This window comes from Butyrivibrio sp. WCD2001 (assembly GCF_000424485.1).
In the GTDB taxonomy this organism is placed as follows: Bacteria; Bacillota; Clostridia; order Lachnospirales; family Lachnospiraceae; genus Butyrivibrio.
Genome location: NZ_AUJZ01000013.1, coordinates 33450 through 46326, shown reverse-complemented (window position 1 = coordinate 46326; position 12877 = coordinate 33450). Strand labels below are relative to the sequence as shown.

At 47.1% G+C, this 12877-nt stretch carries 10 protein-coding genes; all 10 read left to right on the top strand.

Annotated elements, in window-relative coordinates; genetic code table 11:
• Nucleotides 1–9 precede the first annotated feature (9 nt).
• The 10 genes from G630_RS21700 to G630_RS0111855 all read left to right on the top strand — a co-directional run bounded on the left by G630_RS21700 (nucleotide 10) and on the right by G630_RS0111855 (nucleotide 12876).
• Complete coding sequence (locus G630_RS21700) at nucleotides 10–1395, top strand: S1C family serine protease (RefSeq protein WP_022760979.1); 1386 nt, start codon at nucleotides 10–12, stop codon at nucleotides 1393–1395.
• A 77-nt stretch (nucleotides 1396–1472) separates the two neighbouring features.
• On the top strand, nucleotides 1473–2420 hold the full coding sequence (locus G630_RS0111900; RefSeq protein WP_022760980.1) for a 3'-5' exoribonuclease YhaM family protein: 948 nt from the start codon (nucleotides 1473–1475) through the stop codon (nucleotides 2418–2420).
• Complete coding sequence (locus G630_RS0111895; protein ID WP_026498696.1) at nucleotides 2420–4801, top strand: endonuclease MutS2; 2382 nt, start codon at nucleotides 2420–2422, stop codon at nucleotides 4799–4801. Before G630_RS0111900 ends, G630_RS0111895 begins: the two co-directional genes overlap by 1 nt.
• 84 nt (nucleotides 4802–4885) lie before the next feature.
• Nucleotides 4886–5584, top strand: coding sequence for a response regulator transcription factor (locus tag G630_RS0111890; protein ID WP_026498695.1), 699 nt, complete (start codon nucleotides 4886–4888; stop codon nucleotides 5582–5584).
• 6 nt (nucleotides 5585–5590) lie between these two features.
• Nucleotides 5591–7030 carry a sensor histidine kinase gene (locus G630_RS0111885; protein ID WP_022760983.1) on the top strand — a complete coding sequence of 480 codons (1440 nt, stop codon included), beginning with the start codon at nucleotides 5591–5593 and terminating at the stop codon, nucleotides 7028–7030.
• Nucleotides 7030–7524, top strand: coding sequence for a tRNA (cytidine(34)-2'-O)-methyltransferase (locus G630_RS0111880; protein WP_022760984.1), 495 nt, complete (start codon nucleotides 7030–7032; stop codon nucleotides 7522–7524). Before G630_RS0111885 ends, G630_RS0111880 begins: the two co-directional genes overlap by 1 nt.
• Nucleotides 7525–7616: 92 nt before the next feature.
• Complete coding sequence (gene rlmD, locus G630_RS0111875; RefSeq protein WP_044959244.1) at nucleotides 7617–9137, top strand: 23S rRNA (uracil(1939)-C(5))-methyltransferase RlmD; 1521 nt, start codon at nucleotides 7617–7619, stop codon at nucleotides 9135–9137.
• A gap of 413 nt (nucleotides 9138–9550) precedes the next feature.
• Nucleotides 9551–10759: an ABC transporter substrate-binding protein gene (locus tag G630_RS0111865; protein ID WP_242829932.1), complete on the top strand. Its 1209-nt coding sequence runs from the start codon at nucleotides 9551–9553 to the stop codon at nucleotides 10757–10759.
• Nucleotides 10760–10788: 29 nt separating this feature from the next.
• Nucleotides 10789–11676, top strand: a complete 888-nt coding sequence (locus G630_RS0111860) for a branched-chain amino acid ABC transporter permease (protein ID WP_022760990.1) — start codon at nucleotides 10789–10791, stop codon at nucleotides 11674–11676.
• Nucleotides 11677–11679: 3 nt separating this feature from the next.
• Nucleotides 11680–12876, top strand: a complete 1197-nt coding sequence (locus G630_RS0111855; RefSeq protein WP_044959220.1) for a branched-chain amino acid ABC transporter permease — start codon at nucleotides 11680–11682, stop codon at nucleotides 12874–12876.
• The last annotated feature ends 1 nt before the right edge of the window (nucleotide 12877 follow it).

Here is a 12877-nt window from a genome sequence, read left to right as displayed (position 1 = left end):
GAGGCAGTTATGGAAGATAACAGGGAAAACGTGGACGACGTAAAGCTTGATCCTGAGAAAAGCCCGATAGCCAGGGCAGATTTCCTAAGAGAAAAAATCAAGCAGCGCCCCATAAACAAGAAAAAGCTTCTTAGAAGAACTCTTATAACTATGACATTGGCAGTGGTATTTGGCGCGGTGGCGTGCCTGACATTCGTTTTTCTGGCGCCCGTTATAAACAACAGGCTATATCCGGAGGAGACCCCCACACCCGTGGCACTCACAGAGGAGACGGTTGCGGATGAGATGCAGCCTGAGGATATGTACGCTGATGACAATGCCATTGCGGCCGAGGCTGCCAGCGTTGCCATAGACATGGCATCATCCGAGCTCTCCAAGATGAAGAGCGAGATGACTTCGCACCAGGCAGATCAGACCGATTACATGGATATGTACGCTTCTTTAAAAAGTGTTGCCACAAGTGCTGAGAAGAGCCTTGTGACAGTGACGTCAAAAACCTCGGACACCAACTGGATCAACGATCCCTACGAGAGTGAAGGACAGACCTGCGGCGTGATTGTGGCGGACAACGGGGCTGAGTATCTGATCCTGGTTCAGACTTCGGCAATCAGCGATGCTGAATCGATTCAGGTCACTTTCTGCGATGAAACCGTGGGCAGCGCATATTTGAAGCAGAGCGATGCGGTTACGGGGCTTGGTATTGTTGCGGTAAAATACAAGGATATTTCGGAAAACACCAGGGCGGCAATAGGCGTAGCGCCTCTTGGAAGCTCCAAGACCGGCGGAGTGATCGGAACCCCTGTAATTGCAGTGGGAAGACCCATGGGCACCAGAGGATCCATGTGCTACGGCTTTGTCACATCTGCTAACTCGGATCTTGATCTTGCTGATTCAAATTACAAGCTCCTTACAACGGACATGAACGGAAGCACCAACGCAAGCGGTGCCATCATTAATCTTTCCGGCTCCGTTGTGGGATTCATCGACATGAAGTACAACACGCAGGCTATGCCTAACGTCCTTTCGGCTGTGGGAATTACAGAGCTTCGGGCACTTATCGAGGATCTGTCCAACGGAAAAGGGAGAACCTTTGTGGGCATACATGGACAGACTGTCCCAAAGGACCTTCAGGAGGGAGAGAACATCCCTGCAGGTGCCTATGTAATACGTACGGAAATGGATTCACCGGCGATGCTTTCGGGAGTTCAGAGCGGAGATATAATAACCGCAGTGAACGGAGAGGAAGTGGCAGGATTTGACACCTTCGTATCAAGAATCAGAGATGTCAAGCCCGGAACTCAGGTGACACTTACATTAATGAGACAGGCAGCCGAGGGCTACGCCGAACTCACAATTGATATATCATCGGACAACTCAACCGATAATGCGGAATAGAACATTTAGCCTTCTCCCTCTGGGAGAAGGTGGCGCGAAGCGCCGGATGAGGGACCTAGAAACAACAGGAGAACTAAATGAAATTCATCAAAGATTTAAACAACGGCGACAGGGTTGCCGACATCTACTTTTGCAAACACATGCAGGCAGCAACAACAAAAAACGGAAAGACCTACTATTCCGTTACCTTGCAGGATAAGACAGGAACTGTCGACGCAAAGGTCTGGGAGCCCAACAGCGAGGGAATTGACGACTTCGATTCCCTGGATTATATAGACGTTTTCGGTGAGGTGACAACCTTCAACAACGCGCTTCAGATCAACATCAAGAGAGCGCGCCTTTGTCATGAGGGCGAGTACGATGAGTCGCTCTATCTGCCGGTATCTTCGAAGAACAACGACGAAATGTACAAGGACCTTCTGGCCATCATTAATACTGTTGGCAACCAGTATCTGAAGGCGCTTCTTGAAGCACTTTTCATTAAGGATGAGGAATTTGTGAAGGCATTTCGCAAGTCTTCTGCGGCAAAATCGGTTCACCACGGCTTTGTGGGCGGACTTTTGGAGCACACCCTGAGCGTTACCAGAATGTGCGACTATTTTTCCAAGGCATATCCTGCCATAAACAGAGATCTTCTTATAACAGCCGCAATCTGCCATGATATAGGAAAAACGAGAGAACTCTCACTTTTCCCTGAGAATGATTACACGAACGAGGGCCAGTTCCTGGGGCACATCGTCATGGGCAGTGAGATGGTTGCAGAGAAGATTAAAGACATTAATGATTTCCCTGTGCTCTTAAAGCAGGAGCTTCAGCACTGCATTTTATCGCACCACGGGAAATATGAGTATGGCTCACCCAAGATGCCCGCTATCATTGAAGCCATGGCGCTTCACCTTGCGGACAACACGGATGCCAAACTCGAGACATTTACTGAGATACTTAATAACACGAATGAAGTGGGTTGGCTCGGGTACAACAAGCTTCTCGAGAGCAACCTGTTTGACACCAGGGTTGAATCATAATGAATGAAAAAGTTTTACACGTATTAGAATACGACAAAATAATTGAAGAATTGAGTAACCATGCGACCTCTGAGCCCGGAAAAAGGGCCTGCAGGGAGCTGTTACCATCCTCTGATCTTCGTGAGATTCAGAAGAATCTGAAGAAAACCGACGCCGGTATCTCCAGAATTTTCAAGAAGGGATCCGTTTCCTTCGGAAGCAACAAAGACATAAGCGGGTATCTGAAGGCTCTGAAAATAGGGAGCAGCCTTGATGCACCGCAGCTCCTTAATATTGCGAGCTTTTTGGATAATGTAAACAGAGTGAAGAGCTACGGAAGATCAGATAAGGAAGAGGATAACAGAGATGTCCTTTCTGATCTTTTTGACGGACTTGAACCGCTGACTCCGGTTGCAGGTGAGATCAGACGCTGTATTATTTCAGAGGATGAGATATCTTCGGATGCAAGCCCTGCACTTCGCCATATAAGGCGCGACATCCAGATCACAGGCGACAGAATTCACGACCAGCTTGGAAAAATGGTTAACGGATCTTTAAGATCCTACCTGCAGGAGGCTGTTGTCACCATGAGAGGCGACCGCTACTGCATCCCGATCAAGGCCGAGTACAAAAGCCAGGTAAACGGTATCGTCCACGACCAGTCCTCTACAGGTTCCACACTTTTCATAGAACCTGCGGTTATCGTTGAGCTTAACAACAAGCTTCGCGAGCTGGCTGCAATGGAGAAGGCTGAAATTGAGGTCATACTTGCAAGACTTTCCGCTGAAGTAGGCGGTTATCTTACTGCGCTTTCCGATAACGCGGCTATCATGACGGAGCTTGACTTTGTGTTTGCGAAGGCTTCACTTGCTCTTTCGCAGAATGCCATCACTCCGATTTTCAATGAGAGACACTATTTCAATATCATAAAGGGGCGTCATCCGCTTCTTGATAAGAAAAAAGCCGTGCCGATAGACGTCTATGCGGGCAAGGATTTCGATATGATAATAATCACCGGTCCAAATACCGGAGGTAAGACGGTTACGCTTAAAACTGTGGGCCTTCTTACATTAATGGGACAGGCCGGACTAGCTATTCCGGCGGCCGACAGATCGGAGCTTTCCGTATTTAATGAGATTTATGCCGACATTGGTGATGAGCAGAGTATTGAGCAGAGCTTGTCCACTTTTTCCTCGCACATGACAAACACCGTGCGCATTCTTGAGAATGCCGATGAAAACTCGCTGTGCCTCTTCGATGAGCTCGGAGCCGGAACCGACCCCACTGAGGGTGCTGCTCTTGCTATATCTATTCTGGATCACCTCCATAAGCGCGGCATCAGAACCATGGCGACGACTCACTACAGTGAGTTAAAGGTTTACGCGCTCACGACTGAGGGCATACAGAATGCCAGCTGCGAGTTTGATGTGGAGTCGCTGAGACCGACCTACAGACTTTTGATTGGAGTTCCGGGAAAAAGTAATGCCTTTGCAATATCGAAAAGACTCGGGCTTTCCGATGAAATCATAGAGGCAGCAGGCGCACAGATTAGTCAGGATAACCGCAAATTCGAGGATCTATTGACTGACCTTGAAAACAGCAGAGTTACAATTGAGAACGAGCGCATCGAGATCGAGCGCTATAAGAAGGAAGTTGAACAGCTTAAGGAAGAGCTCCAGGGCAAGCAGACTAAGCTCGATGAATCAAGGGACAAGATATTAAGACAGGCCCATGAGGAAGCCAGGGAGATTCTGCAGGAAGCCAAGGACGCAGCTGATGAGACCATCAGAACAATGCGCAAGGCTGAGGCGGGAGTTCCCATGCAGGAGCTTGAGAGAGCGCGTCAGAGCGTCAACAAGAAGATCTCCGATAAGAACCAGAAGCTTTCTATAAAGAATAAGCCGCAGACTCCCGGTCACAAGAAGCTTAAACCCACACAGATTAAGCTTGGTGATTCGGTGCGAATTATTTCCATGGGGCTCAAGGGAACAATCAGCTCCAAGCCCGATAAAGATGGGAATGTCATGGTTCAATGTGGTATTATGAAATCAAGAGCGCACATTGACGACCTTGAGCTTATCAAGGAAGAGGGCGGCAAGGAGCAGATGAAGAAGTTCTACGGACAGCATAAAATGGACCTGTCCGGGGCAAAGAACATCAGAACCGAGCTCAATCTCATAGGATTAAACAGCGCGGATGCTATCGCCGAGCTCGATAAATATCTCGACAGCGCCTATGTATCGCACCTTCCTTCAGTTAGAATCGTACACGGCAAGGGCTCCGGAGTCCTCAGACAGGCCGTACACGATCACCTTAAGGCCGCACCTTACGTCAAGTCCTTTAAACTTGGCGAGTTCGGTGAGGGAGACTCAGGTGTGACAATCGTGACATTTATAAAATAAGAGCCTTTCCTGTGGAGGACGATAAAAATATAATGCCTTCTCCCGCTGGGAGAAGGTGCCCCGAAGGGGCGGATGAGGGCAAATATGGTAACGAAACAGAAAATCTTAATAGTCGACGACGACAGCAATATCGCAGAGCTTATCTCACTTTACCTCGTTAAGGAGTGTTTTGACACCCTTATCGTAGGGGATGGTGAGTCAGCTCTTGCTGCATTTGATACATTTGAGCCGAATCTCGTGCTCCTGGATCTCATGCTTCCCGGAATTGACGGATATCAGGTCTGCAGAGAGCTTAGGACCAGATCTCAGACACCGATAATCATGCTCTCCGCTAAGGGAGAAGTTTTTGATAAGGTGCTCGGACTCGAGATGGGCGCCGATGATTATATGGAAAAACCGTTTGATTCCAAGGAACTGGTTGCGAGAGTCAAGGCTGTTCTCAGAAGATACAAGCCCATCGTGACAGAGACAGAGCCTTCCGACGACAAGGTTGTAAAATATCAGGATCTTGAGATTAACATGACAAACTATTCTGTTAACTATCAGGGTTCAAGGCTGGATATGCCTCCTAAGGAGCTGGAGCTTTTATACTTCCTGGCATCCTCTCCGAACAGAGTTTTCACAAGAGAGCAGCTTCTTGATCAGATTTGGGGATACGAATATGTCGGAGACACTAGAACTGTAGATGTTCACATCAAGAGACTCAGAGAAAAGATCAAAGATCATGAGACCTGGAGAATCGCAACAATCTGGGGAATCGGTTACAAGTTTGAGGTTTCATAAACTTAAATGAAACGAACACTATATCTAAAATTCTTAATTGCATATCTTCTCTTTGCCATTTTCGGTTTCATAATGGTGGCGACCTTCGTGTCAAACATGACGCTGGAGCACTGCCGCCGGAAAAAGGCAGAGAGTCTCTATGCTGAGGCAACGCAGATTGCGAATACCTACGCTGCGGACCTTTATAACAGCGAAACCTCGCTTGAAACGGTTCAGCAGCAGCTCGTTGCCCTCTCAAAATACATGGACGGAGCGAGGATTTGGATAGTCAACCCCTCGGGACGTCTGGTTCTGGATTCTTCCAACGTCATCGAACAGGGCGAGGAGATCAAGATTGAAGGCTTTGATCCCACCGCAACAGGCGGAACCTACTACACCATAGGTGATTTCTGGGGGAATTTCCAAGAGAGCGTACTTTCCGTTTTTGCCCCTATCACAGCCAATTACAAGGTTCAGGCCTATGTTATCATCCATACGCCCATGAGCCAGCTTAGGAAAACTGCGGATGAATTCCTGAATATTTCCTACCTGATGCTCATCGTCATGTTTTTGCTGTCACTGATAATACTCATCTTTTTCACAGAGCTTGTATACATTCCGCTTCGAAGAATTACGCAGGCGACAGAGGAGTATGCTGCCGGCAACATGAACTATGAATTCTCGGTGGAGTCCGAGGACGAGATGGGCTATCTTGCGGCATCCCTGTCATATATGGCGGGCGAGATTGCAAGGCAGGAGGAGGATCAGAAAAAATTCGTGGCGAACGTCTCCCACGATTTCCGTTCACCTCTTACCTCAATTCGCGGATATATCGAAGCAATGCTGGATGGTACCATACCGCAGGAGATGCATGAAAAATACCTCGGCATAGTATTGAATGAAACCGAGCGACTTACCAAGCTTACCAACGGCCTTCTTACGCTCAACAATCTGAACGCCAAAGGAATGCTCCTTGAAAAGGCCGATTTTGACATAAACCAGGTAATACGCAACACCGCGGCCAGTTTTGAGATGACCTGCCTTGAGAAGAAAATTGCGATAGAGCTGGTGCTGACTGATGATAAGATGATAGTTAACGCCGACATGAGTAAGATTCAGCAGGTTCTCTATAACCTTCTGGACAATGCCATAAAGTTCAGCCACCACGATTCGGTTATCAAGATCGAGACCACCGAGAAAAGAAGCAAAGTATTCGTCTCGGTTAAGGATAGCGGAATCGGAATTCCCAAGGAAGACCAGAAGATGGTCTTCGAAAGATTCTATAAATCCGATGCGTCCCGCGGTAAGGACAAAAAGGGAACCGGACTCGGCCTTTCAATCGTAAAAGAAATAATCAAGGCTCACGGAGAAAATATTAATTGCATTTCAACCGTCGGAGTCGGAACAGAGTTCATATTCTCAGTACCTAAGGCCGCTTCAATGGACAGCGACGAGGAGGGACTGTAATGCACATAGTACTTCATCAGCCGGAGATTCCGCAGAATACCGGCAATATCGGGAGAACCTGCGTTGCAACGGGCAGCTCCCTGCATCTTATCGAGCCCCTTGGCTTCGCACTTCACGGAAAAGATATAAAGCGCGCGGGCATGGACTACTGGGATAAGCTCGATTACACTCGCTACATTAATTACGAAGAATTCAAGGAAAAGCATCCGGGTGCCAAGGTCTGGCTTGCGACCACAAAAGCAAAGCGCTCCTATACAGAGGTTAGCTACGGCATGGATGATTTCATCATGTTTGGTAAGGAGAGTGCCGGAATTCCAGAGGAAATCCTCGTGGATAATGAAGAGGACTGCATTAGAATCCCCATGGGACACGACATCAGGTCCCTCAATCTCTCCAATTCCGTTGCGATCGTTTTGTACGAAGCCTTAAGACAGAACGGCTTCCCCGGAATGGAAGAGGAGGGCGAACTCCACAGACTACAGTGGAATCAGTAAAGCCTTCCCATTGGGGAAAGTGAAATCTAATATGCCTTCCCCTTGGGGGGAAGGTGTCAGCGAAGCTGACGGATGAGGGGAAAGGAGCCCGCATGACAAAGAAAATCAATTCCCCCTACAACAAGGGAGATATCCTCACGGTGAGGATTGAAGATATAGGAAACGACGGAGAGGGTATTGGCAAGGTTGACGGCTATACCCTTTTTGTAAAGGACGCAGTTATAGGCGATCTTGTAAAAGTTTCCATTATGAAAAGTAAGAAGAACTACGCCTATGCTCATCTTGATGAGATCCTCGAGCCATCAGAGTTTAGGATTAAGCCCCAGTGTCCTGTATCAAAGGCCTGCGGCGGGTGCCAGATTCAGAATCTTCATTACAAAAAGCAGCTCGAATTCAAAACCGAAAAAGTCAGAAACAATATCATAAGGCTGGGCTGTTTCGAGCCTGAGTTTATAGACTCAGTCATGGAACCGATCATCGGGATGGAGGAAGATAAGGAAGGTCTTCCGGCTTATTTCAGATACAGAAACAAAGCGCAGTTCCCCATAGGAACGGACAAGAACGGGAAAACCATTGCCGGTTTTTATGCGGGAAGAACACACGCGATAATCCCTGTGGAGGACTGCCTTCTTGGAGTGGAGGAAAACCGCGAAATCTTGAGTATAGTCCTTGATCACATGGAGAAAAACCGCATCCCTGCCTATGAGGAAACTACCGGCAAGGGAGTTGTGCGCCATGTACTTATCAGGAAGGGCTTCACCAGTAAAGAAATCATGGTGTGCCTTGTTATTAAGTATGTTACGAAGAGCGGCACAAACGCAAAGATAAAGTCAGACAATCATTTTTCAAATGAAGAAAAAATCGAGTACATCAGAAATCAGGAAAAACTGATTGAGAAACTTCGCTCGGTAAATGGCGTTAAGAGCATAACTGTAAACATCAATAATGAAAAGACCAACGTAATTCTTGGCCGTGAAATCCATACTCTTTGGGGAGAGGATTCCATAAAAGATACACTCTGCGGAATTGAATTTCGAATTTCACCGCTCTCTTTTTATCAGGTGAATCCGATTCAGACAGAGAAACTATATAACACGGCGGTCTCTTATGCCGGTCTTACAGGAAATGAGACTGTCTGGGATCTCTATTGCGGAATCGGCACAATCAGCCTGTCCATGGCGAAGAAAGCAGGCCATGTCTACGGCGTGGAGGTTATACCACAGGCTATAGAAAATGCCAGGGAGAATGCACGCTCCAATAATATAGAAAATGCTACATTTTATGTTGGAAAAGCAGAGGAAGTCCTTCCTGCTTTCTATGAAGGGAAAATACCGGCTGATAGGGAGAAGGCTCTCCACCCCGATGTCATCGTTGTGGATCCGCCCCGCAAGGGCTGCGACAAAGACTGTCTTGATACCATGCTCAAGATGAGTCCCGACCGCATTGTCTATGTCAGCTGCGACTCCGCCACCCTTGCCAGAGACCTCCGAATCCTTGTGGACGGCGGCTATGAGCTAAAACGCGTCCGCCCATGCGACATGTTCCCGAACACAGTGCATGTTGAGACAGTAGTCCTTTTGACTAGGACCGCAGGGACGACGTCGAAAGGCTAACGCTGTCCATGCGATAGCTGTCCACGATTGAAAAGTATTAGGAGGATAATTTCATGGATAAAATATGGGAAGAAATGTATAACGCAGCCAAGTCAGTACTTGGAGAAGTAACAATCTCCGATTATGTAACGGCAGGAGGAGTTTCTGCGGCGGTTCGTTCAAAATCCGGTTGAAAAAATATTTTCAATGAGTATACTTGTATACAAACGAAGGCGTTTTGAATCACACAGTGTTTCAAGGCGCCTTTTTTTCATAGGCAGATTTCTGTGGATGTCAGAAAATAGTATGGATTTAATTGTAAATGACACTTTAATGGTTTAAAATGGTAAAGAGTTCTTTAATTTTGTACTATTGTATCCAATAGTAGTTCCGCTTATGTAATTAAAAATTTAATTAGTGAGGAGGAATTAAAAATGGTAATGAAAAAGTTTCTTGCAATGGCAATGGCGGGAGTAATGGCGCTTGGTCTTGTTGCCTGCGGCTCATCTGGCGGTGGAGCAGCAAACGGCGGAGGATCATCCTCAGGCGATACCATCAAGATCGGTATCTTTGAGCCTTCAACAGGTGACTCTGCTTCCGGCGGAAAGAAAGAGATTCTTGGAATGCAGTACGCTAACTCCGAGACTCCCACAGTTGAAGTGGGTGGAAAGACCTACAACATCGAGCTTGTAATAGCTGATAACGGATCATCGGCAGACAAGGCTCCTTCAGCAGCCTCCGAACTGGTAGGTAAGGATGTATCTCTTGTTCTTGGATCCTATGGTTCAGGCGTTTCAATGGCGGGCGGACCTAAATTCGAGGAGGCAGGACTTGCCGCAATCGGCGTAACCTGCACAAACCCCAACGTAACAGCAGGAAATGATTACTACTTCAGAATTTGTTTCCTTGATAACTTCCAGGCAGACGTTCTTGCAAACTTTGCTATGGATAAGTTCTCAGCTAAGAAGGCATACTGCCTCGGTGAGAACGGAAACGAGTATGATCAGGGACTTATCGCATTCTTCAAGCAGGTATTTGAGGGAGCAGGCGGTGAGGTAATTGCCGATTCTTTCCCTACAAACAACTCTGACTTTACTTCATATCTGAACAAGGCAAAGAGCGAAGGTGCAGATGTAATCTTCACACCTGTATCAATCGCTTATGCAAAGCAGATCATGGAGCAGGCAGCTTCACTTGATATCGGAATTCCTTTCCTTGGATCCGATACACTTGATGACAACATGGTTCTTGAAGCAACCAAGGGCACAAACCTTCAGCTCTTCGTATCAACCTTCTATCAGGAGGGTGGTTCCGAGACCTTCGATAAAGGTATCAAGGATTACATTAACAATAACTCAAGTGCACTTACAGCAAACGGCGGAAACGACACAATTTCAGCAGTTACAGCAATGGGCTATGATGCATACTATGTAGCTCTTGAAGCTATCAAGGCAGCAGGCTCAGGCGACAAGGCAGCCATCAAATCAGCAATCCCCGGTGTTAAGTGGGACGGCGTATCAGGCTCCATCGCTTTTGATGATATTGGAGATGCAGTTCGTGACACAGCTTACATCAAGACTGCTGATACAGCTACAGGAACATGGGCATTCGAGAAAGTACAGACAGGTTCAGCATCAAAATAAAACACAATAAGTAAAAGGAAAATAGTTTTATGGAATACGTCATTTCAGTATTGCTCTCGGGAATATCGGTTGGCGGGCAATATGCTCTTATCGCAATCGGCTATACACTTGTATACGGAATACTTCGCCTCATCAACTTTGCTCACGGCGATGTATTCATGGTGGCAGGACTAATGGGAATATACTTCACGGCAACTTTGCCGATAGGAGAGTCACTGCCCCTGGTTATACTGCTTACGGTATTCTTAGGATTTACGATTGAGAGGGCTGCGTACAAGCCCCTTAGAGATGCGCCGAGAATGTCGGTTATGATCTCTGCGATAGGTGTGAGCTATCTTCTTCAAAATACCGCAACCTATGTTACCGGTGGACAGCCGATGACTTATCCCACAATACCGTTCTTATCTGACACGGTTAACGTTGCGGGAACCCAGACTAAATGGGTAGTTATAATAACACCATTCCTGGTACTCATCCTGGTTTATGCTCTTACACAGCTCATAAACCGCACAAAGGTCGGAATGGCCATGAGAGCTGTCTCAAAAGATTTTGAAACTTCAAGACTCATGGGAATCAAGATAAATAACGTTATCTCCGCAACTTTCATAATCGGTTCCGCTCTTGCGGCAATCGGTTCCATACTGTTTTTCACAAACTATCCTGCAATTACGCCTACGGCCGGTGCAATGCCCGGCCTCAAGGCGTTTGTGGCGGCAGTTTTCGGAGGCATTGGTTCAATTCCCGGAGCTGTCATCGGAGCATTCCTTATCGGAATCTGTGAGACCATCATCAAGGGTCTTCCCTCAGCATGGGACGTCTCAGTATTCTCCGATGCATTCACCTTTGCACTCCTTATCATCATTCTAGTATTCAAACCGCAGGGACTCTTTGGAGAAGCTGCCACAGACAAGGTATAAATTATGAAACAGAAACAATCTAATCTTAAAGCATACATATTCATAGCAGTACTTCTGCTGCTTGTAATACTGCTGGAGAACATAAGCGCTATGATTCCGGGACTCCCGCAGGTATTCCAGCCCACCAGCCCGCTGTTTACGGTTTTGAAAAAAGCGGCCGTTTACTCACTGGTGGCAGTATCAATGAACCTTCTTAACGGATTTACAGGACTGTTCTCACTTGGACAGGCAGGCTTCATGCTCCTTGGTGCATACACCTACGCAATACTTACAGTTCCTGCAGACCAGAAAGAGCAGGTTTACTACCTTTTCGGAGGCTGCGCATTAAAATCCTCTATAATTGACGGACTTGGTGCCATCTTCGGAACGACCGGAGCCGGCGGTGCGATCAGCATGATACTTGGCTGCTTCATAGCACTTATCCTTGCGGGATGCGTTGCTGCATTCTTCGCATATCTTATAGGAATCCCGGTTCTCAGACTTAAGAGCGACTACCTCGCAATAGCTACACTTGGCTTTGCTGAGATACTTCGTGCAATATTCCAGTGGCAAAAGCTTGGAAGAATCACAAACGGAGCCAACATGATTAAGGGCTTCCCGACCTTCTCAAGCTTCAACATCACCGATGCATCGGGGAACGTACTGGTCAGACTTTCAACCTTTATCCCGTTCCTTATTTCATCCATATGCATCGCAATCATAGTTCTTCTGATCCACAGCTCCTACGGACGCGCCTTTAAATCAATTCGCGACGACGAAGTTGCTGCAGAAGCTATGGGTATCAATCTTTTCAAACACAAGATGCTCTCGTTCGTCATCTCCAGCTTCTTTGCGGGAGTGGGCGGCGCGCTGTTTGCAATGTACGTTGCAAATGCACAGGCAAAAGCGTTTACCTCAGTAATGACTTACGAGATTCTTCTTATTGTAGTTATCGGCGGAATTGGTTCAGTAAGCGGAAGCATTCTCGCAACCTTCCTTTATGTTGCGTGCTCCGAGTGGTGGCTGAGATTCCTCGACAGCGAACAGTATATTGGCGGCTTCAAAGTGCCGCTTCTTAGAAACGGTTTCAGAATGGTGGTATTTTCCATAGTAATCATGGTAATAGTGCTGTTCTTCTCACAGGGCATAATGGGAAACAACGAGCTGAGCCTCAGCGGACTCATGAAAGTATTGTCCGGAAAAAGAGAAAGGAAACACTAGG